This window comes from Bosea sp. 29B (assembly GCF_902506165.1).
GTDB lineage: Bacteria > Pseudomonadota > Alphaproteobacteria > Rhizobiales > Beijerinckiaceae > Allobosea.
Genome location: NZ_LR733817.1, coordinates 5,966,980 through 5,989,883, shown reverse-complemented (window position 1 = coordinate 5,989,883; position 22,904 = coordinate 5,966,980). Strand labels below are relative to the sequence as shown.

At 65.7% G+C, this 22,904-nt stretch carries 23 protein-coding genes; 10 read left to right on the top strand and 13 right to left on the bottom strand.

Annotated elements, in window-relative coordinates:
* The first annotated feature begins 6 nt into the window (after positions 1-6).
* Positions 7-873 (top strand): ABC transporter permease, encoded by an 867-nt coding sequence (locus GV161_RS29100; RefSeq protein ID WP_152012748.1) that lies wholly within the window; start codon positions 7-9, stop codon positions 871-873.
* Positions 874-923: 50 nt separating this feature from the next.
* A complete protein-coding gene (locus GV161_RS29095; protein WP_152012747.1) occupies positions 924-1,940 on the top strand; it encodes an ABC transporter substrate-binding protein in 1,017 nt (338 codons plus the stop codon).
* A gap of 69 nt (positions 1,941-2,009) precedes the next feature.
* Here the strand turns inward: GV161_RS29095 and GV161_RS29090 are convergent, their stop codons facing one another.
* The 4 genes from GV161_RS29090 to GV161_RS29075 form a co-directional block, all read right to left on the bottom strand.
* Positions 2,010-2,810, bottom strand: coding sequence for an RNA methyltransferase (locus GV161_RS29090; RefSeq protein ID WP_152012746.1), 801 nt, complete (start codon positions 2,808-2,810; stop codon positions 2,010-2,012).
* 76 nt (positions 2,811-2,886) lie between these two features.
* The gene (locus GV161_RS29085) at positions 2,887-5,064 is read right to left on the bottom strand and encodes a methyl-accepting chemotaxis protein (RefSeq protein ID WP_152012745.1); all 2,178 of its coding nucleotides are present in this window, start codon (positions 5,062-5,064) and stop codon (positions 2,887-2,889) included.
* Positions 5,065-5,185: 121 nt separating this feature from the next.
* A complete protein-coding gene (locus GV161_RS29080) occupies positions 5,186-7,696 on the bottom strand; it encodes a methyl-accepting chemotaxis protein (RefSeq protein ID WP_152012744.1) in 2,511 nt (836 codons plus the stop codon).
* A 134-nt stretch (positions 7,697-7,830) separates the two neighbouring features.
* Positions 7,831-8,973, bottom strand: a complete 1,143-nt coding sequence (locus GV161_RS29075; protein ID WP_159650516.1) for a dipeptidase — start codon at positions 8,971-8,973, stop codon at positions 7,831-7,833.
* Between the two features lie 412 nt (positions 8,974-9,385).
* Between GV161_RS29075 and GV161_RS29070 the strand changes: the two genes are divergently transcribed.
* The 7 genes from GV161_RS29070 to GV161_RS29040 all read left to right on the top strand — a co-directional run bounded on the left by GV161_RS29070 (position 9,386) and on the right by GV161_RS29040 (position 15,743).
* Positions 9,386-10,303 carry a branched-chain amino acid ABC transporter permease LivH gene (locus tag GV161_RS29070; RefSeq protein ID WP_152012742.1) on the top strand — a complete coding sequence of 306 codons (918 nt, stop codon included), beginning with the start codon at positions 9,386-9,388 and terminating at the stop codon, positions 10,301-10,303.
* Positions 10,304-10,308: 5 nt separating this feature from the next.
* Positions 10,309-11,691 carry a high-affinity branched-chain amino acid ABC transporter permease LivM gene (livM, locus tag GV161_RS29065; protein WP_152012741.1) on the top strand — a complete coding sequence of 461 codons (1,383 nt, stop codon included), beginning with the start codon at positions 10,309-10,311 and terminating at the stop codon, positions 11,689-11,691.
* Positions 11,691-12,527 carry an ABC transporter ATP-binding protein gene (locus GV161_RS29060; protein ID WP_152012740.1) on the top strand — a complete coding sequence of 279 codons (837 nt, stop codon included), beginning with the start codon at positions 11,691-11,693 and terminating at the stop codon, positions 12,525-12,527. The genes livM and GV161_RS29060 overlap by 1 nt, the downstream gene beginning before the upstream one ends.
* Positions 12,524-13,255 carry an ABC transporter ATP-binding protein gene (locus tag GV161_RS29055; RefSeq protein WP_152012739.1) on the top strand — a complete coding sequence of 244 codons (732 nt, stop codon included), beginning with the start codon at positions 12,524-12,526 and terminating at the stop codon, positions 13,253-13,255. The genes GV161_RS29060 and GV161_RS29055 overlap by 4 nt, the downstream gene beginning before the upstream one ends.
* Positions 13,256-13,283: 28 nt before the next feature.
* Positions 13,284-13,637: a DUF6867 family protein gene (locus GV161_RS29050; protein ID WP_152012738.1), complete on the top strand. Its 354-nt coding sequence runs from the start codon at positions 13,284-13,286 to the stop codon at positions 13,635-13,637.
* Positions 13,638-13,783: 146 nt separating this feature from the next.
* Positions 13,784-14,899 carry a branched-chain amino acid ABC transporter substrate-binding protein gene (locus GV161_RS29045; protein WP_152012737.1) on the top strand — a complete coding sequence of 372 codons (1,116 nt, stop codon included), beginning with the start codon at positions 13,784-13,786 and terminating at the stop codon, positions 14,897-14,899.
* Between the two features lie 193 nt (positions 14,900-15,092).
* A complete protein-coding gene (locus tag GV161_RS29040) occupies positions 15,093-15,743 on the top strand; it encodes a glutathione S-transferase family protein (protein WP_152012736.1) in 651 nt (216 codons plus the stop codon).
* A 49-nt stretch (positions 15,744-15,792) separates the two neighbouring features.
* Here GV161_RS29040 and GV161_RS29035 read toward each other — a convergent pair whose 3' ends face one another.
* The 6 genes from GV161_RS29035 to purB all read right to left on the bottom strand — a co-directional run bounded on the left by GV161_RS29035 (position 15,793) and on the right by purB (position 20,146).
* Positions 15,793-16,431, bottom strand: coding sequence for a LysE family transporter (locus GV161_RS29035; protein ID WP_152012735.1), 639 nt, complete (start codon positions 16,429-16,431; stop codon positions 15,793-15,795).
* A gap of 173 nt (positions 16,432-16,604) precedes the next feature.
* Positions 16,605-17,165 (bottom strand): alpha/beta hydrolase, encoded by a 561-nt coding sequence (locus tag GV161_RS29030; protein ID WP_152012734.1) that lies wholly within the window; start codon positions 17,163-17,165, stop codon positions 16,605-16,607.
* A 4-nt stretch (positions 17,166-17,169) separates the two neighbouring features.
* The gene (locus tag GV161_RS29025) at positions 17,170-17,577 is read right to left on the bottom strand and encodes a type II toxin-antitoxin system VapC family toxin (RefSeq protein ID WP_152012733.1); all 408 of its coding nucleotides are present in this window, start codon (positions 17,575-17,577) and stop codon (positions 17,170-17,172) included.
* Positions 17,574-17,852, bottom strand: coding sequence for a type II toxin-antitoxin system prevent-host-death family antitoxin (locus GV161_RS29020; RefSeq protein ID WP_152012732.1), 279 nt, complete (start codon positions 17,850-17,852; stop codon positions 17,574-17,576). The genes GV161_RS29025 and GV161_RS29020 overlap by 4 nt, the downstream gene beginning before the upstream one ends.
* 18 nt (positions 17,853-17,870) lie before the next feature.
* Positions 17,871-18,650 (bottom strand): hypothetical protein, encoded by a 780-nt coding sequence (locus GV161_RS29015; protein WP_159650514.1) that lies wholly within the window; start codon positions 18,648-18,650, stop codon positions 17,871-17,873.
* A 188-nt stretch (positions 18,651-18,838) separates the two neighbouring features.
* The gene (gene purB / locus GV161_RS29010; protein ID WP_152012730.1) at positions 18,839-20,146 is read right to left on the bottom strand and encodes an adenylosuccinate lyase; all 1,308 of its coding nucleotides are present in this window, start codon (positions 20,144-20,146) and stop codon (positions 18,839-18,841) included.
* A gap of 181 nt (positions 20,147-20,327) precedes the next feature.
* Between purB and GV161_RS29005 the strand changes: the two genes are divergently transcribed.
* Positions 20,328-20,678, top strand: a complete 351-nt coding sequence (locus GV161_RS29005) for a DUF1428 domain-containing protein (RefSeq protein ID WP_152012729.1) — start codon at positions 20,328-20,330, stop codon at positions 20,676-20,678.
* A 5-nt stretch (positions 20,679-20,683) separates the two neighbouring features.
* Here the strand turns inward: GV161_RS29005 and rpe are convergent, their stop codons facing one another.
* The 3 genes from rpe to GV161_RS28990 all read right to left on the bottom strand — a co-directional run bounded on the left by rpe (position 20,684) and on the right by GV161_RS28990 (position 22,885).
* Positions 20,684-21,364 carry a ribulose-phosphate 3-epimerase gene (rpe, locus tag GV161_RS29000; RefSeq protein ID WP_152012728.1) on the bottom strand — a complete coding sequence of 227 codons (681 nt, stop codon included), beginning with the start codon at positions 21,362-21,364 and terminating at the stop codon, positions 20,684-20,686.
* A 52-nt stretch (positions 21,365-21,416) separates the two neighbouring features.
* Entirely contained in the window at positions 21,417-22,094 is a 678-nt protein-coding gene (locus GV161_RS28995; RefSeq protein ID WP_244623922.1) for a glutathione S-transferase family protein, read from the bottom strand.
* 119 nt (positions 22,095-22,213) lie between these two features.
* Complete coding sequence (locus GV161_RS28990; protein ID WP_152012727.1) at positions 22,214-22,885, bottom strand: glutathione S-transferase family protein; 672 nt, start codon at positions 22,883-22,885, stop codon at positions 22,214-22,216.
* Positions 22,886-22,904: the final 19 nt, after the last annotated feature.

Below are 22,904 nucleotides of genomic sequence, written 5' to 3'. Positions count from 1 at the left end.
ACCGTCATGACCGATCTCGTCAGCTTCCGCCCCGAAATCATCCGCGAGGTTCATTCCAGCGATGCGCCCGTGGTGGCCAAATCGATCGGCCTCGCCGAGCGGATCTATCGCATAGGCTTTGTCCGCAAGGCCTTCATCCTCGCCGTCCTTGCCCTGGCCTGGGAGCTCTATGGCCGCTGGCTCGGCAATCCCCTGCTGTTCCCGACCTTCGGCCAGACGGTCGAGGCCTTCGTCGGCAACATCGTCAACGGCATCATTCCCCAGCGCATGCTGGTCTCGCTGCAGACGCTGGTCATCGGCTACGGCATCGGCATCGGCCTCGCCGCGCTCCTGACCACGCTGGCGATCGGCTCGCGCATCGGCGCCGACCTGCTGGAGACGCTAACCTCGATGTTCAATCCGCTGCCGGCGATCGCGCTCCTGCCGCTGGCGCTGATCTGGTTCGGGCTTGGCACCGGCAGCATCATCTTCGTGCTGGTGCATTCGGTGCTCTGGGCGATCGCGCTCAACACCCATGCCGGCTTCCGTTCGGTCTCGAACACGCTGCGCATGGTCGGCCAGAACTATGGCCTGCGCGGACTGAAGCTGGTGCGGCTGATCCTGATCCCGGCCGCTTTCCCGGCGATCCTGACCGGCCTCAAGGTCGGCTGGGCCTTCGCCTGGCGCACGCTGATCGCGGCCGAGCTCGTCTTCGGCGTGTCCTCGGGCTCCGGCGGCCTCGGCTGGTTCATCTTCGAGAACCGCAACCAGCTCGAGACTGCGAACGTCTTTGCCGGCCTGTTCACGGTCATCCTGATCGGCCTGTTCGTCGAGAACGTCATCTTCGCCACCATCGAGCGCAAGACCATCCGCCGCTGGGGCATGCAGCACTGACTATCCGCATCAGAAGGCCGAACGGCCGTCACTCAGAGGGAGAAAACCCAATGAAACTCAAGACCTGTCTTCGTGCCGCAATCACGGCCCTGGCACTCGGCGCCGCCTTCATCGCCCCGGCCCGGGCCGAGGTCAGCGAGGTCCGCATCTCCAAGGGCTTCGGCATCCTCTATCTGCCGCTGATCGTGATGCAGGATCAGCAGTTCCTGGAGAAGCGCGCCAAGGCGGCCGGGCTCGGCGACGTCAAGGTCAACTGGCTGATGCTCGACGGCGGCAACGTCATCAACGACGCGATGATGGCCGGCACGCTCGATTTCGCCGGCACCGGCGCCCCCGGGTTCGTCACGCTCTGGGCCAAGGCCAAGGGCATTCCGGGCGTCGAGGTCGTCGGCGTCTCCGGCATGAGCTCGACCTCGCTCTGGTTGATGTCGAACAAGCCGGAGCTGAAGGCGCTGAAGGACTTCACCACGGCCGACAAGATCGCGCTGCCGGGGATCAAGACCTCGCTCGCCGCGGTGGTGCTGCAGATGATCGCGGCCAAGGAATTCGGCGATGCCAGTTATGCCAAGATGGACCCGATGACGGTCAGCCTGCCGCATCCGGAGGCGCTGGCGGCACTGATTGGCGGCAAGACCGAGATCAAGGCGCATTTCACCTCGCCGCCCTTCCAGTACATCGAGGCGAAGAGCCCCGGCATCCACCGTGTGCTCAACTCGGTCGACTATCTCGGCAACCTGACGCTGGACGTCACCTTCGCGCCGAAGAAGTTCGTCGACGCCAACCCGAAGATGACGCAGGCCTTCATCGACGCGATGGACGACGCCACCGCACTGATCGCCAAGGACAAGAAGCTGGCGGCCGAGATCTTCGCCAAGAGCTCGAAGGTCAAGGTCGACGCGGCCGAGGTCCAGGAGATGATCGAGGACAAGGATGCGCGCTTCACCGCGACGCCCGAAGGCGTGATGAAGTTCACCGAGTTCATGCACAAGGCCGGCTCGATCAAGGTCAAGCCGGCCAAGTGGAGCGACATGTTCGTGCCGCAGCTCGCCGGGCGCTCGGGAAGCTGAGGTCTTCGCGAGCTGACAATTGCAAAGCGCCGCCGCAGGTTCTGCGGCGGCGTTTTCATTCGGAGACTGTCAGGCCTTCGGTTCGCCGCGGCCGGCTCTCGGTCCTTCGGCCAGCGATTTGAAGACGCCGCGCAGGGTGCGCGCTTCCTGCTCGGTCATGTCGAGCCGATGCAGGATGTCGCGCAGATTGGCGGTCATGACCGGCTTCTTGCCCGGAGGGAAGAAGCCGCAGCGCTCGAGCTCACCCTCGAGATAGTCGAACATCGAAAGCACGGTGGCCCGGCTCGCCGGCGGGGAGGGGTTGTTCTCGCGGAAGGGCGGCTCGCCGCCGCTCGCCTTGAGCCATTCGTAGCCGCAGAGCAGCACCGCCTGCGCCAGGTTGAGCGAGGCGAACGCCGGATTGACCGGGAAGGTCAGGATCGCGTCGGCAAAGCTGATCTCCTCATTGGTCAGGCCGATGCGCTCGCGCCCGAACAGGATGCCGACGCGCTCGTCCGAGGCGATGCGCTCCGAGAGATTCGGCATCGCCTCGGCCGGGGTGAAGACGCGCTTCATCTGGCCGCGCTCGCGGGCGGTCGTCGCCAGCACATGGTTGAGGTCGGCGATAGCCGCGGCGGCATCGGGGAAGAGCCGGGCATTGTCGAGGATGTGGGTGGCGCCGGAGGCGGCCGCGGTCGCGCCTTTCTTCAGGCCGCCGCCACTCGGCCAGCCATCGCGCGGTGCGACGAGGCGCAATTCGGTCAGGCCGAAATTTGCCATGGCCCGTGCGCACATGCCGATATTCTCGGCGAGCTGCGGTTCGACGAGAATGACGATGGGGGCCTGTCCCGCGATGGACGGGCGGGTGCGGTCGGTGCCGGAACCGGTCATGTGATGAAGGCTGCGTCCTGAAAGAGGGCGCAGCCATGCGCCGGCTGTGCCGCTCCCGTCAACCGCCTCGCCGAGGTCAGGCGCGGCGACGCTCGCGGGAGAAGTCGACGACCGGGCCGCCGCCATCATGCGTCCGGAAGGCTGCGACCAGCCCGTTCAACCGCTCGATCTGCTGCGCCAAGGCCGTGGCCGAAGCGGCGCTCTGTTCGGCGAGCGCAGCGTTCGCCTGGGTCATCTCGTCCATATGGGCGATGGTCTGGCTCATCTCGTCGATGCCGCTGGCCTGCTCGGACGAGGCCGAGGAGACCTCGGTGACCGTCGTCGCGACGCGCTGCGAGGCCTCGACGATCTGGCTGAGCACGGCGCCGGCCGAGCGCACCAGCTCGACGCCGTCGCCGACCTGCGTGTTCGAGGCCTTGATCAGCCCCGAGATGCTCTTGGCGGCGTCCGCCGAACGCTGGGCGAGGGTGCGGACCTCACTGGCAACCACGGCGAAGCCCTTGCCGGCATCGCCGGCCCGGGCTGCTTCCACCGCGGCGTTGAGGGCGAGCAGATTGGTCTGGAAGGCGATTTCGTCGATCACCGAGGTGATGTCCGAGATCTGGTGCGAGGCCTTTTCGATCCGGGTCATCGCCTGGACCGCGTCGTCGACGATGGCGCCACCCTTGCGGGCGATGCTGCTCGCCTCATGCGAGAGCCTGGCGGCCTGGCGCGAGGCGTCGGCCGCGGCCTTGACCGAGGCGGCGAGCTCCTCGGTCGTGGCGGCGCTTTCTTCCAGCGAAGACGCCTGTTCCTCGGTGCGCTTGGAGAGATCGTCGGCGCCGCTGGTGATCTCGCGGCCGGCGGTCGCGACCTCGACCGAGGTCGCCTTGATTGCGTCGACAGTGGCGGCGAGGCGCTCGATGGCGCTGTTGAAGTCCTGCTTCAGCGTCTCGTAGTCCAGCGCGACCGCATCCTCGATCCGGACGGTGAGATCGCCCTGCGAGAGCCGGGCGAGCGCATCGGCCAGGAGCGCGACGACTTCGCGCTGCTCGGCGAGCCTGGAGCCTTGCGCTGCGGCGGCCTCCTCGCGCTGTCTGATGATGGCGAGGTTCTGGCGTTCCGCTTCGGCCCGGCCCTCGCTGGTCTCGGCTTCCAGCCGCTGCACGGCAAGGCCGTTCTCCTTGAAGACCTGCACAGCCTGCGCCATCTGGCCGATCTCGTCGCGGCGCGACAGGCCGGCAATGGCGACCTCATAGTCGCCGGCGGCGAGCTTCAGCATGGCATCGCGCAGGCGGCGCAGCGGCAGGGCGGTGGTGCGGCCGACGATGAAGGCGGCGATCAGGCCAAGCACCAGCGCGGCCGCAATCGTCCCCAGGATGATCATCTGGGTCCAGCTCTGCGCCTCGGCGAGGCGGCCGCCGGCCTGCGCCTCTTCGGCGGAAAGCTTGGCTTCGAGCTCCTGCAGCGGCGGCGCGATCAGATCGAACTCGCCGGAGAGTTTCTCGCCGGCGAGCATGAAGTCCTTCTCGGCCTTGCTCCAGGCGGGGACGATCTCGGCATAGGCCTTGAAAGCCGGCTCGATCTCGGCCTTGGCCTCGGCCGGAACGCCCTGGCGGCCAAGCGCGCGCTCGAAGCGGCCCTGCTCGACTTCCCATTGGCCAAGAAGGCTCTCGTCGAGGGAGAGGCGATAGGCGGCGTCGATCCGGCGCAAGGCCGCAAGGATGCCGGGGAGGCGCGCAAGGTCGGGCGAATCAGAGCCCATGCTGTTGGAGCGGACCTTGGTTTCAAGCGCTTCGGCAGCGTCTTCCAGCCTGGCGGCGAGGCCTTCGGGCGCAGCCGAACGGAGGGCGAGCTGCATCGCGCTGATCGCCTTGAAGTCGACATCGATCGCCTTCATTGGCGCGTCGAGTGCGGCGATGCTGTCGTGCACGCGCTCGGCGCCGTTGGCGCTGCCGAGGCGCGCGATCGCCTCCCTCAGTGATTCAAGGCCAGTGCCGAAGTCTTTGAGATCAGTGGCTTCCTGACGAAAACGGACGTCGCGGCTCAAGGCCTTCAGCGCAAAACTGGCGGCGCGGACCTCGCGTGAACGGGCTGCGAGCGTGGAATAGGCCTTGTGATCCTCGAAAGCGGCGGTGAGGCGGCCGCTGCCGGTCCAGGATGCCAGGCCGATCAGCACGAGGCCGAGGACGAAGACGACGCTGACCAGCGCGATCCGGAGCTGGATCGTCAGGCGCGATGCGGCCGAGCGCGATTGTTCGGTAGACAACGCCATGGCCCTCACACCTGTCGAGATCGGGCGGGAGCATGGCAAAACAGGCTTAATGTTCCGCTAAACGAAAAAACGGGCGCGGCCTCTCGGCTGCACCCGCTTTTTTCAAGACGGCCTGTGGGCCCTAGAACTCTTCCCAGCCGGACTCGTCCGAGCGGGTATTGGCCTGCTTGCGGGCCGGAGTCTGGCGCGGCGCTGCCTTTTTCTGCTCGGCGATAGCAGCCGCGAGCTTGCGCAGGCGTTCCGGCTCCGCGCCTTGGCCGTTCGCGATCGCTGCCAGGTCGGAGGTGCGCAGAGGCGGGGGAGCATAGGGAGCAGCCGGTGCCCTGGCGACCGGCGCAAGCTCGTCGCCGGTCCTGAACGTCGCGACCAGCGCATTGAGCTCGGTGATCTTGCCGGCGAGCGCGTTGGCCGAAGCGGCACTCTGTTCGGCGAGGGCGGCGTTCGCCTGGGTCATCTCGTCCATATGCGCGACGGTCTGGCTCATCTCCTCGATGCCGTTGGCCTGTTCGCTCGAGGCGGTCGCGACCTCGGAGATGGTGGTCTGGACGCCGCGCGAAGCCTCGACGATGCGGGTCAGCGCGTCGCCGGCCTGCTTGACCAGCTTCACGCCGGCCTCGACCTCAGTGTTCGAGGAGGAGATCAGCCCCGAAATGTCCTTGGCCGCCTCGCCCGAGCGCTGGGCCAAGGTGCGCACCTCGGAGGCAACCACGGCAAAACCCTTGCCGGCGTCGCCGGCGCGGGCGGCTTCGACCGCGGCATTGAGCGCGAGCAGATTGGTCTGGAAGGCGATGCCGTCGATGACCGAGACGATCTCGGAGATCTTCTTCGAGGCGCCCTCGATCCGGGCCATGGCCGCAACTGCCTCGCCGGCGATCACACCGCCATCCTGGGCGACCTGCATGGCCTGGCCGGCCTGGCGGACCGCCTGCTGTGAGGCCTGGGCGGACGCCTTGACGGAAGCGGCGAGCTCCTCGGTCGTTGCGGCGCTCTCCTCAAGCGAGGAGGCCTGCTCCTCAGTGCGCTTGGAAAGGTCGTCGGCGCCGGTCGAGATCTCGCGGGCCGAGAGGCCGACATCGGAGGCGTTGGCCTGGATCGTCCGCATCGTGGTCGAGAGCCGCTCGGCGGTCTGGTTGATCGCCTCCTGCAGCGCGGCGAAGCGGCCGCGATAACCCGTCGTCACGCGATGGGTGAGATCACCGTCGGCAAGCAACTGCATCGCCTGCGCGAATTCGGTGGTCGCGGCATCGACGACGGCGTTGATCTCGTTGACGCCCTCGACCAGCTCGCGCAGCGGTCCGTCGACATCACCGGCCTCGGCCTGGCCGGAGAAATCGCCGGCGCGGGCCGCCGCGACGATCCCGGCGACCTCGCCGACGAGGGTGCGGACCTTGGCGGCCTGCTCGGCATCGGCCAGCATGGCGACCTCGCGGTCGCGCCGGTTGGTTTCGAGTGCGAGCGCGTTCTGGCGGTAGTCCTCGAGCGCCTCGCTGAGCGTGCCGAGCTCGTCGGGGCAGGGCGGAGCCGGGATCTTCTGGGCGAAGTCACCGGCCTGCATGCCGGCAAGCGCGGTCTGCAATTGGACCAGCGGCCGGGTGATGCGGCGCTGCACGCCGCGCCAGCTCACGACGCAGATCGCGAGCAGGGCGAGGAACAGGCTGCCTGTGATCGCCAGCCGGGTCCAGGCCCGCGTCAGCGTCGCCTGCGTCACATTCTCCATCTCGTCGAAGGACTGGCCGACGGCGGCGAGGATCGTGTTGAACGGGCCGTTGCACTGCTTGGTCCATTCCTCGGCGCCGACGACCGGGCTGCTGCCCTGGCCGACGCGGCCGATCTGCTCGTCCATCAGCCGGTTGGCGGCGGCGACCTCGCCGTTCATGGCGCCGACCTTGCGCACCAGCTCGGGGCTGACGCCCGGGCGAGCTGCCAGCTGGGTCAGCTGCGTGACGCTGGCGTCGGAAGCGCCGCGCATCTCGCCGAGCCGGCGAAGCTGCGCCGCGTCCATCGGCTTGTTGCTGCCGAAGACGGGACGGAGCACCGAACACTGCGTGCCGTAGCTCGAACGCACGCGCCAGCCGGCCGCCTTGAAGTTCTGTAGGTCGGCGAGCGCCGGATCGGACATGCGGACCGCGGTCGAGGTCGCGTCAGAGGCCGTCGTCATCGCGGTCTCGATATCGCCGACGCCGTTGTACCAGGGCATCGTCGCGGCGAGGCTGCGCTGCGCCTTGGGCTTGCCAGCCTCGGCGTACATCTCCGGCAGCTTGGCGGCAGTCGCCTTCTCCTTCTGGTCGATCGCATCGGCGAGCCCCTTGCGGTCGGCGAGATCGGTGCTGCGCAGCAGGGTCATGGCGCTGGCGAGCGCGTCGCGATTGGCCTGCTCGATCTTCTTCAGCGTCGGCGCGGGATCGTCGGCGACCTGGATCGCGGTCTGGGCCTGGCCGCGATTGGAGCGGATCGTGTTGCCGGCGTTGAGGAGAGCCTCGTCGGCCGCGACCAGCTCGACGAGGCGTCTGCTGGTCAGAACGTCCTCGACGGCCTGCTCGGCGAGAAAGGCGAGCGCGCCGAGGCCGGGCACGCACAGGCATGCCATGGTGGCGACGAGGTAGTTCCTGATCGAAGCGGGGAAGAGATTCACGGGCGCTGTCCGGGCTGTTCTGGCGCGGACAGGGAGGAGTTAGTGCTCCGTCCCCGTTCGCAATGTCGGGTCCGGCAGCGTTGCCAGCATACCTTTAAAATTTTGCCTCATTTCCGCCTTGGCGATTGCCGCGCTCAGCGCGCGGCAACGCTCGCGACCGAGCGCATCACCCGGAGCATGTTGCCGCCGGCGAGCTTGGCGAGGTTCTCGTCCGACCAGCCGCGCCGGATCAGCTCGGCGATCACGCGCGGGAAGGTCGAGGCATCCTCCAGTCCCTCGGGATTGAGGCCGCCGAAGAAGTCAGAGCCGATGCCGATATGATCGTGGCCGATCCGCTTGGCGAGGTATTCGACGTGGTCGCAGTATTCAGCCAGCGTCGCCTTGGGGCGGGGTCCGGCTGTGCGGACGATCTCGGCCTCGGCCTTCTGGTAGTCGAGCCCTTCCGGCGTCTTGCCGTACTGGTCCTTGGCCGGCCGGTGCCAGTCGCGCGAGGCCTGGCTGATGAAGTCGGGCACGAAGGTCGCCATCACCAACCCATCGTTCTTGGCGACCCGATCGAGCACGTCATCCGGGACATTGCGCGGGTGGTCGCAGAGCGAGAAGGCATTGGAGTGCGACCAGACCACCGGGGCCGTGCTGACGTCGAGCACATCGTGCATCACCTTGGGCGCGACATGAGCAAGGTCGACCACCATGCCGAGCCGGTTCATCCGGCCGATCACCTCTTTGCCGAAGGCGGTTAGCCCGTTGTGGCGCGGCGCGTCGGTGGCCGAATCGCACCAGTCATGGGTATCGTTGTGGCAGAGCGTCATCAGCCGGACGCCGAGGTCCCAATAGGCGTCGAGCGCATCGAGCTCGTTGTCGAGCGCCGAGCCGTTCTCGATCGTCATGAACAGGGCGATGCGACCTTCCTTCTTGGCGGCCTCGACGTCGTCGGCCGACAGGCCCGGCCTGAAGACATCGGCATGGCGCTCCCAGATCCGGCGCATCAGCGCGATCTGTGCCAGCGCGAAGCCGGCGGGCTTGGGGTGATTCGGCGGGACATAGGCCGCGAAGAACTGCCCGGCGAGCTTGCCGGCCTGCATGCGCGGGATGTCGGTGTCGGTCTCGGGGTGGACCTTGCCAAGGTCATAGGCGGCGAGATCGCCCTTCGCCGTCCGGTCGAGCCGCACGACAAAGGGAAGGTCGTTGTGGCCGTCGATCAGCGGGACGCGGTCGAGCAAAGCGAGCGCCTTGTCATAGGCGGCATCGGTGACGGGAGCGGCGGCGAGGACCATGGCGCACCTGGGAAGCAGGATTCGGGGAGCGGATTCGCGAGGGGGTGATCGTGGCAGCGCTCGGGCCCCTGCGCGAGGCCAAAAGCGCACGCCTTGAACACGATCGAAGCCACCATTCCGGTATCTCGCGTCCAGGTGGTGCGACATCAGCGACCGCAGGGCCCGATATCGCAGGATCGTGTACTGCATGCCGAGCAATCATCTTGCGCCGAATGCGCGCAGAGCCGCAGCATCGGCTGCCTATTGCATATGCAATGTGACGCAGATTGCTTTTGACAGAAATGTGGCGCGGGGTGATTGTCGAGCGCGCAGACGGTTGGTAGCTCTGCGCCGTAATCGCATCCCGCATGCGTCGGTGTCATACCGCGCAAAAAAGAACGGGTAATTGATTCGAGGGGTTAGGCGTCGTTCAATGGAAGTATTCGTCCAGCAGCTCATCAACGGGCTGACCCTGGGGTCAATCTACGGCCTCATCGCCATCGGCTACACGATGGTCTTCGGCATCATCGGCATGGTGAACTTCGCGCATGGCGACGTCTTCATGCTGTCGGCGTTCATCGCGTTGATCTTCTTCATGCTGATCTCGGCCTGGTTCGGGGCCGGTCTGATCGTGCTGGCGCTGATCTTCGTCCTGATTCTTGCGATGTTCTTCACCTCGCTGTGGAACTGGACGATCGAGCGCGTCGCCTACAGGCCGCTGCGCGGTTCGTTCCGCCTCGCGCCGCTGATCTCGGCGATCGGCATGTCGATCTTCCTGATGAACTTCGTCCAGGTCGTGCAGGGGCCGCGCAACAAGCCGATCCCGCCGATGCTGAACAAGTCGATCCTGCTGATCGACAGCGCGACCTATCCGGTCTCGATCTCCTACAAGCAGATCGTCATCATCGTGACCACGATCGTGCTGCTCGCGGCCTTCTGGTACCTGGTGCAGAAGACGCCGCTCGGCCGGGCCCAGCGCGCCTGCGAGCAGGATCGCAAGATGGCCTCGCTGCTTGGCGTGGACGTCGATCGCACGATCTCGATCACCTTCGTGATGGGCGCGGCGCTCGCGGCGGTCGCCGGCGTCATGTACCTCGTGCTCTACGGCGTCGTGAACTTCGCCGACGGCTTCACGCCCGGCGTCAAGGCCTTCACCGCGGCAGTGCTGGGCGGCATCGGCTCATTGCCCGGCGCGGTGCTCGGCGGGTTGCTGATCGGCCTGATCGAGGTGATGTGGTCGGCCTATTTCACCATCGACTACAAGGACGTCGCCGCCTTCTGCATCCTCGCGGTCGTCCTCGTGTTCATGCCCTCCGGCATTCTCGGCCGGCCGGAAGTCGAGAAGGTCTGAAGCTCATGGCAGGAGAGGCATCTACCCCGGCCAAGCGCCAGGCTGACATGATGAAGGCATTGAAGGAGGCGGCCTTCGCGGCGCTGGTCACCTTCGGCCTGTGCATCCCGATCATCGCCTGGGGCACGCGCCAGAATCTCGACAACCAGCTCGTGCTCGATCCGCGCTGGGACGCGGTGGCCTGGGCCGTGGCGATCATCTTCGTCGGCCGCTTCCTGATGGCGCTGCGCCAGCAGACGCGCGGCGAAGGCAAGCCGGCGGTGCGGCTGCTGCCGCATGGCACGATCGGCTTCTTCCAGCGTCATTCGCGAATCTTCTCGGTGTTCGGCCTGGGCTTCCTGCTCACCTTCCCGATCATCGCGATCACGCTCGCGGGCTGGGGCGGGGCGCTGAAATGGATCGACAATTTCGGCGTCCAGATCCTGATCTACGTCATGCTCGGCTGGGGGCTGAACATCGTCGTCGGCCTCGCCGGCCTGCTCGACCTCGGCTATGTCGCCTTCTACGCTGTCGGCGCCTATTCCTACGCGCTGCTGGCCAAGAATTTCGGCCTGTCGTTCTGGATCCTGCTGCCGCTCGCCGGCATTCTCGCTGCCTTCTGGGGCATGATCCTGGGCTTCCCGGTCTTGCGGCTGCGCGGTGACTACCTCGCCATCGTGACGCTGGCCTTCGGCGAGATCATTCGCCTCGTCCTGATCAACTGGACGGAGTTCTCGAACGGCTATGCCGGCATCTCCGGCATTCCGCGGCCGAGCTTCTTCGGGATACCGTTCACGGCGGGTGATGACGGCTTCGCGGCGGTGTTCGGGCTGGAATTCTCGCCGCTCTACCGAACGATCTTCCTCTACTACGTCATCCTGTGCATGGCGCTCCTGACGGCCTATGTCAGCCTGCGCCTGCGGCGCCTGCCGGTCGGGCGCGCCTGGGAGGCGCTGCGCGAGGACGAGATCGCCTGCCGCTCGCTCGGCATCAACACCACCAACACCAAGCTGACGGCCTTCTCGCTCGGCGCCATGTTCGGCGGTTTCGCCGGCTCGTTCTTCGCGGCGCGGCAGGGCTTCATCTCCCCCGAATCCTTCGTCTTCATGGAATCGGCGGTGATCCTCGCCATCGTCGTGCTCGGCGGCATGGGCTCGCTCTGGGGCTGCGCCATCGCCGCGATCGCGATGATCGGCGGCACCGAGCTGCTGCGCGAGCTCGACTGGCTGAAGCAGATCTTCGGTCCCGATTTCGACCCGACCAAATACCGCATGCTGATCTTCGGCTTCGCCATGGTGGTGATCATGATCTGGAAGCCGCGCGGGCTGATCTCGACCCGCGAGCCGACCGCCTTCCTCAAGGAGAAGAAGGTGATCTCGGCCGACATGGTCCAGGAGGGGCACGGCTGATGACGACCAAGCCTCTCCTGCAGGTCGAGCATGTCACCATGCGCTTCGGCGGCCTGACCGCCGTCAACGACCTCTCCTTCGAGGCCCGCAAGGGCGACATCACCGCGCTGATCGGTCCCAACGGCGCCGGCAAGACCACGGTGTTCAACTGCATCACCGGCTTCTACAAGCCGACCGAAGGCATGATGACGCTGACGCAGGATAGCGGGGACAGCTACCTGCTCGAGCGCATGCCGGACTTTCGCATCGCCTGGAAGGCCAAGGTCGCCCGCACCTTCCAGAACATCCGCCTGTTCGGCGGCATGACGGTGCTGGAGAACCTTCTGGTCGCGCAGCACAACCCGCTGATGATCGCCTCGGGCTTCACGTTCCTCGGCGTACTCGGCATCGGCGGCTACAAGGCGCGCGAGAAGGAAGCGATCGAGAAGGCCAAGTTCTGGCTGGAGAAGATCAAGCTGATCGATCGCGCCGACGATCCGGCCGCCGATCTGCCCTATGGCGATCAGCGCCGCCTCGAGATCGCCCGGGCGATGTGCACCGATCCGGTGCTGCTCTGCCTGGACGAGCCGGCCGCGGGCCTCAACCCGCGCGAGAGCCTCGACCTCAACAATCTGCTCCTGTCGATCCGCAAGGACCACGGCACGGCGCTGCTCCTGATCGAACACGACATGTCGGTGGTGATGGAAATCTCTGATCATGTCGTGGTGCTCGACTACGGCACCAAGATCGCGGACGGCACACCGGCCGAAGTCCAGGCCGATCCGAAGGTGATCGCGGCCTATCTCGGCGTCGACGACGAAGAGGTCGAGCAGGTGGAAGCGGAGGTCGGCCTATGAGCGAAGCAGGGGCGCTTCTCTCCGTCCGCGGCGTCAAGACCTATTACGGCAAGATCATCGCGCTGAAGGGTGTCGACGTCGATGTCCGCCAGGGCGAGATCGTGACCATGATCGGCGCCAACGGCGCCGGCAAGTCGACGCTGATGATGACGATCTTCGGCACTCCGCAGGCGCGCGAAGGCACCATCACCTATGAGGGGCGCGACATCACCAAGATGCCGAGCCATGAGATTTCGCGCCTCGGCATCGCGCAATCGCCGGAAGGCCGCCGCATCTTCCCGCGCATGACGGTGTTCGAGAACCTGCAGATGGGCGCTGCCGTCGCCGGCATGCAGCATTTCGACGAGGATCTCGAGAAGATCTGCACGCTATTTCCCCGCGTGAAGGAGCGGCTGCAGCAGCGCGGCGGCACGCTCTCGGGCGGCGAGCAGCAGATGGTGGCGATCGCACGGGCGCTGATGGCGCGGCCGAAGCTCCTGATGCTCGACGAGCCTTCGCTGGGTCTCGCGCCGCTGATCGTCAAGCAGATCTTCGAGGCGATCAAGGAGCTCAACCGCAGCCAGGGGCTGACCGTGTTCCTGGTCGAGCAGAACGCCTTCCATGCGCTCAAGCTCGCCCATCGCGGCTATGTCATGGTCAACGGCGTCATCACCATGAGTGGCTCCGGCAAGGAGCTGCTCGCCAATCCGCAAGTGCGGGCGGCCTATCTCGAAGGCGGACGGCATTGAGCGCCGCGAGCTTGAACGGAGCACGATGATGCAGGGCATTCTCTATGAGGAGCCGACCATCTGGCTCTTCCTGCTTGTGACGGTGGTGATGGGCGGCTGGGCCGCTTGGATGGCCGGCCGGGCGGTGGCGATCACTTGGCGCCCGCCGCTCCAGCTCGTCTTCTATACGCTGATCCTCGGGCTGGTGATCCGCTTCATTCACTTCGCGCTGTTCGAGGCGACGCTGCTGACGCTGCACTACTACATCGTCGACACACTGGTGCTCTTCGCCTTCGCCGTCGCCGGCTGGCGCTACAACCGGGCGCGGCAGATGACGACGCAATATCGCTGGCTTTATGAGCGCACCGGCCCCTTCAGCTGGAGGGCTCGCGAGAGCTCCTGACGCCGCGCAAACACCACCAAAGTTCACCGGGCTTGCCGCGTGACAGCACCTCGAAAAAGCGCAAGACTGCGCATTCCGGTGGCACCACGCGCCGAGACGGGACGGCCAAGCCGACCCGTAATATACTCACAGGGGAGTCACAACGCATGAAGAAGCTGCTCTTGGGCGGTATTGCCCTTGGCGCGGTCCTCGCCTTTTCGGGCGTAGCGAACGCACAGATCAAGCTCGGCGTCGGCGGCCCGATCACGGGGCCGAATGCGGCCTTCGGCGCGCAGCTGAAGAACGGGGCCGAACAGGCTGCCGAAGACATCAACGCGGCCGGCGGCATCCTCGGCCAGAAGATCCAGGTCGTGGTCGGCGACGACGTCTCGGATCCGAAGCAAGGCGTCTCCGTCGCCAACAAGTTCGTCGGCGATGGCGTCAAGATGGTGCTCGGCCACTTCAACTCCGGCGTCACCATGCCGGCGTCGGAAGTCTACGCAGAGAACGGCATCCTGATGATCAGCCCGTCGGCGACCAACCCGAAGATCACCGAGCGCGGCCTGTGGAACGTGTTCCGCACCTGCGGCCGTGACGATCAGCAGGGTTCGGTGGCGGCGGAATACATCGCCAAGAACCTCAAGGGCAAGAAGATCGCCGTCGTCCACGACAAGACGACCTATGGCCAGGGCCTCGCCGACGAGACGCGCAAGGGTCTGACCAAGGCCGGCATCAAGGACGTGCTCTATGAAGGCGTCAACGCTGGCGAGAAGGACTTCTCGGCTCTGATCTCGAAGCTGAAGTCGACGGGCGCCGACTACCTCTACTGGGGTGGCCTGCACACCGAAGGCGGCCTGATCGTGCGTCAGATGCGCGACCAGGGCCTGAAGACCGTGCTGATCTCCGGCGACGGCATCACCACCGACGAGTTCGCCACGATCGGTGGCCCGGGCGTCGAAGGCACGCTGATGACCTTCCCGCCGGATCCGCAGAAGCGTCCTGAGGCGGCTGCCGTCCTGAAGAAGTTCGAGGCCCGCAAGTTCAAGCCGGAAGCCTACACCCTGTACAGCTACGCCGCTGTCCAGGTCATGGCCGAAGGTGCCAAGCGTGCGAACTCGCTCGATCCGAAGAAGATCGCTGCGGCGCTGCACGGTGCTGCCCCGGTCGATACAGTGATCGGCAAGCTCGGCTTCGACAAGAAGGGCGACATCACCCGCCCGGACTACACTGTCTACACCTGGAAGAAGGGTGCCGACGGCAAGATCGGTTACGTTGAGAACTGATCGTCGCTGATCGCCGCAAGGCATGAGACGAGCCCGCTCCGGAGCGATCCGGGGCGGGTTTTTCTTTGAGGCTGGCCCTGCATCGGATCACGGGGCCACGAGGCAGAAAAAGAACGCGCGGATTGTCGGGAGCCGCGATGGCTTTTCGTCCTTTGGATGCGAAGCCCACCAAGCAGTCCCTGGGAGCCTGCCGATGACCGCCACCATCACCGCCTTTGAACGCTCGCCCGATCGGGGCAATGGGCTGGCGCGCGATATGCGCGTGCGTTGGGCGCTCGAAGAGGCCGGCCAGCCCTACGCGGTTCGTCTTCTGTCATTCAAGACGATGAAGGAGCCCGCGCATCTCGCGATTCAGCCCTTCGGGCAGATCCCGACCTATGAGGATGGCGATCTCACCCTGTTCGAGTCGGGGGCGATCGTGTTCCATGTCGCGGAGCGCCATCCCGGCCTGCTGCCGGACGAGGCGAAGGCCCGGGCGCGGGCGATCATGTGGATGTTCGCGGCGCTCAACACGCTTGAGCCGCAGATTTTCGACCGCAGCCTGGTCAGGATCCTCGAGCGCGACAAGCCATGGTACGAGGAGCGCCTGAGCGCCCTCGACGACATCATACGCAAACGGCTCGAAGGCCTCTCCAACCACCTCGGCGATGCCGACTGGCTCGACGGCGCATTCAGCGCCGGCGACCTCCTGATGGTGACGGTGCTGCGGCGGCTGCAGGGCTCGGGCTTGCTGGAGGAGCGGCCGAACCTTGCCGCCTATGTCACCCGCGCCGAGGCGCGTCCAGCTTATCAGCGCGCTTTCGCGGCTCAGCGAGCGGTCTTCACGGCCGCATCATCCGGCTGACAAGGAGCGGGGAGGCGCGGCAGAGGCTCGCGACTGCCGCTTCCCAAAGTCAAACGGACGAGCGCACGCTATCCGTCATCAGCTTGAGGCCGAGGGCTCCGACTACGGCTCCGGACGCGCGGTCGATCCAGATCTTCGAGCGCAGATAGGCCGCCTTTGGCGCGCGGGCTGAAAACCCGACGGCGACGATCGTGTACCAGATGAATTCGATCAGGAAGAGCATCGGCGGCAGGGTGAAATACATCCATGACGGCGTGGGCGAGGGCAGCAGGGCTGCGAACATGGAGGCGTAGAAGATCGCCGTCTTTGGATTGGAGAGCTGGACGAAAAGGGCTTTCAGCAGCGACTTCCAGAGCGTGCTCGATCTCTCGCCCGCTGTGTCGGCGACCTCGAGCGGTTCGGGCGCGGCGCGCCAGATATTGATGCCGAGCCAGACCAGATAGGCGCCGCCGGCCAGCCTGAGCGCCAGGTTGAGCCACTCGACTTGCAACAGGAGCGTCGTCAGGCCTGCGACCGCGACCGTCGCGAAGATGAAGCCGCCAATGCCCATGCCGATCGCTGCCATCACGCCATCGGCGCGGGACCCGGAGATGGCGATGCGCGAGACCACGACGAAGCTCGGGCCGGGACTAATCGCGCCAAGCAGGAAAACACCGAGGATCGAGGCTAGAACGGCAAGTTCATGCATGGCTATTCCTCGCTAGCTTCATTTTGCCGGTCGGTGCCGACAGATGACCAATCTAGCGGCGACGATTGTCAGTCGGCGTCTGGAACAGATCGAACCCCGCCATTTTGATGCAACTTCGGAATGCTGCGGGTTCTTGCTTCAGCTCGCAAAGTGCGGGGCGGCGCCTGCATTGCTCACACCGCCGTCAGGCTCTTCATGAAGCCGGCGAAGCGCAGCAGGCCGTCAGGCCAGGGGCCATGGCCGGATTCGGTGTTGAGATGGCCGCTGTCGCCGGCGTCGACGAATTCCGAGCCCCAGGCCTCGGCCAGCGCCTTGGCCTCCTCCGGTGTGCAGTAGGGATCGGTCGCGCTGGCGATCAGCACCGACCGGAAGGGCAGGGGCTTCAGCGGGATCGCGGTGAAATCGTCGGCCATGCCGGGGATGGCGCGCTTGGCGCGCTCGGAAGCCGGGGCGACCAGGAAGGCGCCGGTGACCTCATGCGGTTTCAGATGCCCGGCCGCATGCGCGACCGCGCTGCAGCCGGCCGAATGGGCGACGATAACGACCGGCTTCGTCGCGGCGCGGACGGCAGCGACGATGCGGTTCGCCCAACCGTCGCGGGTCGGCTTGTACCAGTCCTCCTGCTCGACGCGGCGGGCCGTCGGCAGTTTGGCTTCCCAGCGGCTCTGCCAATGGTCGGGCCCGGAGCCCGACCAGCCGGGGACGATCAGGATGTCGGTGTCGGAGGTTTTCATGGGATCAGAGCACTTTCACGCCTTCCGCCGCAGCGGCGCGGATGAGAGCGTTGTCGATCGAAGCGAGAGGTGCAGCAAGACGCAAGGCGAGTTCCAGATATGCGGCATCATAGGCCGTCAGCCCATGTTTCCAGCACAGAGGGACCACATCGCGCGCCACCTCGGCTGGGGATAGCTGGTCGAAGGTCAGTGGAATGCGATAGGCACTCTTTAGAGCCTGCTCAGCGGTTGTGGAGGAGAGCAGGCCCCGACGTACTTTCCAATACAGCGGGTTCGCGATCTCAAACGGCCACAGCGCAGGGGCATGACCGCCGCCCAACAAGAATGGCTCGATTATGCGCATCGCGGATGGCGACGCTTCGTCCGGAGCCAGCGCAGCGAGGACGATCGAAGCGTCGATGACGGCCTTCATCGGCGGCCCAGATCTCTGAGCTCGATAATCTCGTCACGCGTGAGGCTGACACCTTCGCGGCGCAACATCTCCCTTGTCCGAGCAAATTCCGCCTTGATCTCGGCCGCCTTGGTTTCGCGGGCCTTCCGCTCAGCCTCGGCATCGAGCGGTCCATCGGGCACGATCCGCGCCACGGTCTTGCCATGGCGCGTGATCACGACCTCCTCGCCCCGCTCGACACGATCAAGCAACTCGGAAAACTTGGTCTTGGCCTCAAAGGCGCCAACGGTGATCATGTGATGAACTTAAACTGGTCAACCAGTTGATTCAAGGTCGATGCTCAGCGGAGGAGTGAATACGGTGTCGAGAACGTCGAAGAGCGCCTCCAGCAACTCGTCGGGGCTACTGGACTTGCGAGCATCGCAATAAAAGCGCGAAGGGCTGTAGTCGATCCCTACCCCGAATAGCCCGATCTCGCCGCCGTTCTGCACTGCCGCGACGACGCTTTTGAGGTGGTCAACGAGATAGTTGAGATCGTTGGCTTGCAGGGTTGAATCGTCGACCGGAGCTCCATCAGAAATCACGATCAGCGCTCTTCGGCTTGCCTTCCGCGACATGAGGCGTGAGCACGCCCATTCGATGGCTTCGCCATCGATATTTTCCTTCGGCAGATCAGGGCGCAGCAATTGGTCCAGCTTGGCAAGGCGGGCGCTATCGTGAACGTCTGCCTCCGCGATCACCACGTGAAGGAGATCGTTCAAACGCCCCGGCCAATGCGGCTTCCCGGTGTCGATCCACTGTCGCCGCGACAACCCTCCCTTCCAGCGAGCCGTCGTGAAGCCGAGAATCTCGAACTGAATTCCAAGTGCCTGCGGTACGATGCCGACAACATCGAGAACGCCCCGGACCATCATGATGCGCTGGTCGCGCATGGAGCCGGACAGATCGAGCAGGATGGCCACGCATGTGGCCTCACGGTCCGCTCGCGCGGCCAGGCTGGCGAGCTTGTTGCGCCGGATGAGCGCTTTGATATTCGCTTCTGCCTGCCACTCCGCCAGGCCCATCGAGCATGCCTGCTTGCGCAGTTCGAACACGCCTTGCTCGGTGGGGCTTAGCGGCCCGAGGACATTGTCAAGGTCGGCGAGGCGAATCTCGCGATCATGAGCCTTCGTGAAAGCCTTGTATCCGTTCGGCCGAGGTGCTGGGGAAGATGAGGGATTGGATACAGGCCGTGGTTGCCCGCGGCCAGCTAATCTCTTCCAAAGCGTCCCGAGCCGGGACATCACGCCTCGCCGAACACCCGGCGGAAGATCGTGTCGACGTGCTTGAAGTGGTAGCCCTCGTCGAACATCGCCTCGAGCTCGGCCACCGACAGCTTCGCGGTGACGTCCTTGTCGGCCTTGAGGTTCGTCAGGAAGTCCTCGCCATGCTCCCAGGTGCGCATGGCGTTGCGCTGGACCATGGAGTAGCTGTCCTCGCGGCTGGCGCCGGCCTGGGTCAAAGCGAGCAGGACGCGCTGCGAGTTATGTAGCCCGCCGAGCTTGTCGAGGTTCTTCCGCATGTTCTGCGGATAGATCAGCAGCTTGTCGACAACGCCGGTGAGGCGGGCGAGGGCGAAATCGAGCGTCACTGTCGCATCGGGGCCGATCATCCGCTCGACCGAGGAGTGCGAGATGTCGCGTTCGTGCCAGAGGGCGACGTTCTCCAGCGCCGGGGTGACCATGCCGCGCACCAGCCGGGCGAGGCCGGTCAGGTTCTCGGTCAGGACGGGATTGCGCTTGTGCGGCATCGCCGAGGAGCCCTTCTGGCCCGGCGAGAAATACTCCTCGGCTTCGTAGACCTCGGTGCGCTGGAGATGGCGGATCTCGGTGGCGAGGCGCTCGACGCTGGAGGCGACTACGCCGAGCGTGGCGAAGAACATGGCGTGGCGGTCGCGCGGGATGACCTGGGTCGAGACCGACTCTGGCGTCAATCCCATCTTCTCGGCGACGTATTCCTCCACCTGCGGGTCGATATTGGCGAAGGTGCCGACTGCGCCGGAGATGGCGCAGGTCGCGATCTCAGCGCGTGCCGCGACGAGCCGGGCGCGGCAGCGGTCGAACTCGGCATAGGCCTGGGCGAGCTTCAGGCCGAAGGTCACCGGTTCGGCATGGATGCCGTGCGAGCGGCCGATGGTTGGGGTCAGCTTGTGCTCGAAGGCCCGGCGCTTGATGGCGGCGAGGAGGCAGTCGACATCGGCGATCAGGATGTCGGTGGCGCGCGCCAACTGCACCGAGAGCGTGGTGTCGAGCACATCCGAGGAGGTCATGCCCTGGTGGACGAAGCGCGCCTCGGGGCCGACGATCTCGGCGAGATGGGTCAGGAAGGCGATGACGTCGTGCTTGGTGACGCGCTCGATCTCGTCGATGCGGGCGACGTCGAAGGTGGCGTCCTTGGCCTTGGCCCAGATCGTCGCGGCCGCTTCCTTCGGCACGACGCCGAGCTCGGCGAGCTTGTCGGTGGCGTGCGCCTCGATCTCGAACCAGATGCGGAAGCGCGTCTGCGGCTCCCAGATCGCGACCATCTCGGGGCGGGAATAACGAGGGATCATAGCGGGCTCGCGACGTGACGATGAAAGGCTCGCCGGCTCGCTAGCACGGACGGGCCGCTGACGGAATGCCGGAGGGCTGCTGCTGACAGCTTCGGACCCATATCCTGCCTAGCGTCCGCGCCGGCTGGGCGGGATGCTCCGTAGCTTTGGAGCGCCGACAGACCCAAGGAGGAAAAGACCGATGTCCTATGTCGATGGTTTCGTCGCGGCCGTGCCGGCCGCCAATCGCGAGGCTTATATCGAGCACGCCCGCAAGACCGCACCACTGTTCAAGGAAAATGGTGCGACGCGGATCGCCGAGCATTGGGGCGACGACGTCCCGCATGGCAAGCAGACCGATTTCTATCGCGCTGTCGCTGCCAAGGACGACGAGGTCGTCGTCTTCTCCTGGGTCGAATGGCCGAGCAAGGAGGCGCGCGATGCCGGCTGGCAGAAGATCATGGAGGATCCGCGCATGGCACCGGGCGCCAATCCGATGCCGTTCGACGGCGCCCGCATGATCTATGGCGGCTTCGCCGGGATCGATCTTTAGAGCTCTCAGACCCAGTCGCCGCGCGCCGCCTCCGCCGCCTTGCGGATGGCGGCGATGTTGCCGGCGTAGGCCGAGGGGCCGCCCTTGAACACGGCCGAGCCGGCGACGAGCGTGTCGGCGCCGGCCTTGATGCAGAGCGGCGCCGTCTGCGGCGTGACGCCGCCGTCGATCTCGAGCGCGATCGGGCGCTCGCCGATCAATGCACGCACCTGCGCGATCTTCTCGACGACCGAATGGATGAAGCTCTGGCCGCCGAAGCCGGGGTTGACCGTCATCAGCAGGATCAGGTCGACATCGCCGATCAGCGGCTCGGCCGCGCTCGCCGGCGTGCCGGGATTGAGCACGATGCCGGCCTGCTTGCCCTGCGCCTTGATCGCCTGCAGCGTCCGGTGCGGATGCGCCCCAGCCTCGACATGGAACGAGATCAGGTCGGCGCCGGCCTTGGCGAAGGCCTCGATGTAGGGATCGACCGGCGCGATCATCAAATGGACGTCGAAGAACTTCTTCGTGTGTGGGCGGATCGCCTTCAGCACGTCGGGGCCGAAGGTGATGTTGGGCACGAAATGCCCGTCCATCACGTCGCAATGGATCCAGTCGGCGCCAGCTTCGTCGACGGCGCGGACCTCCTCGCCGAGTTTGGCGAAATCGGCTGAGAGGATGGATGGGGCGATGCGGATCGTGCTCATGCGCCGTGGTCTAGCGCTGCGCCGCGCCCCTCGCAATCGCGAAAGGCCGTTCTCAGGCGCGTTTCAACGGGAAGGAGAGGCGCCGGTCGGCCTCGGCGATCTCGACGGTAGCCTGGGTGAAGGCAGGCCGCAGCTTCAGCCGCTCGAACCAGCGCGATAGGCCGTCGAAGGGCGCAAGCGACGGGCCGCCGAGGCGAAGCGAGAACAGCACGCTCATGAACAGGGCGATATCGGCGACCGAGACGGCGTCGCCGAAGAATTCGCGCCCGGCGAGCCGGTCCTCCAGCACGCCATAGTGCTTCTCCAGCGCATTTTCGGCGATCAACGCATCGGTTTCCTGGGCGAAGCGCCGGGTCTGGTCGGTCGAGGGCGGCGTGGTGCGATGCATCAGCGGCTTCAGCGCCTGCAGCATGATCTCGTCGGCATAGAGCTCGTCGAGCCGGCAGCGTGCCCGGGCGCCGGGGCAGAGCGGCAGGAGCGGCGGCTCCGGATAAGCGTCTTCGAGATATTCGAGGATCACGGTGGAATCGTAGAGCACGATCCCGTCATCGTTCAGCACCGGGACCTGCTGCTTGGGGTTGAGGGCGACGACTTCGGGATGCTTGGGGTCGTAGCCGGTGGTCTGGTTGAACGGCACCATGATGCGCTCGAAGGCGAGACCTTTCTCGCGCAGTGCGATCTCGACTTTGCGCGAGAACAGGCTGAGCGGCCCCGAATAGAGCGTGATCATAACAGGAACTCCGGTTTTGTTTGCCGGAACTCTGACAAAGCTTGCAGTCAGCTCGCGTCAGCAGGGATTTCTTCGAGACTGCGACGCCGGCCTATGCGCCTCGGCCATCGCCCTCGGACTCAGAGGCGCTGGAGCGGCAGCGAGAGCTTGCGGTCCCAGTCGGAGATCTCGGCCAGTTGTGTCGCAAAGACGGGACGCGCGCTGATCCGCTCGTACCAGGCGGCGAGTGCCGGAAGAGCAGCGAATGACGGCCCGTCAAGCCGGCGGGCATAGTGCACCATCAGGAACATCCCGATGTCGGCGACACTGAACGCGCCGCAAAGATAGGGTTTTTGGCCGAGCGCCGCCTCGATCTCGACGAAATAGCGCGCCAGCAGGGCCTCGGCCGCCCTGGCTTCGCCCTCCGCCCGCTCCAGCTCCGTCTGCGGCAGGCGTTCGCCGTTGCGGTGGAAGAGTTGGCGCAGCGCGCCGAACAGCACTTCGTCGGCGAAGAGCTCGTGCTGGCGACAGCGCGCCCGCTCGATCGGCGTTGCGGGGTAGAGCGGTGGCTGCGGATAGGCCTCATCGAGATATTCGAGGATCAGGGTGGAATCGTAGAGGGTCAGCTCGCCATCGACCAGGACCGGCACCTGCGCCTTCGGGTTGGCCGCGAGCACGTCGGGGTGCTTCGGATTATAGCCGACCATCTGGTTGAACGGCACCACGACACGCTCGAAGGCCAGCCCCTTTTCGGCAAGGGCGATCTCGACCTTGCGGCCGAACAGGCTGAGTGGTCCGGAATAGAGCTTCATCGGCATTGTCTCCCCGCTC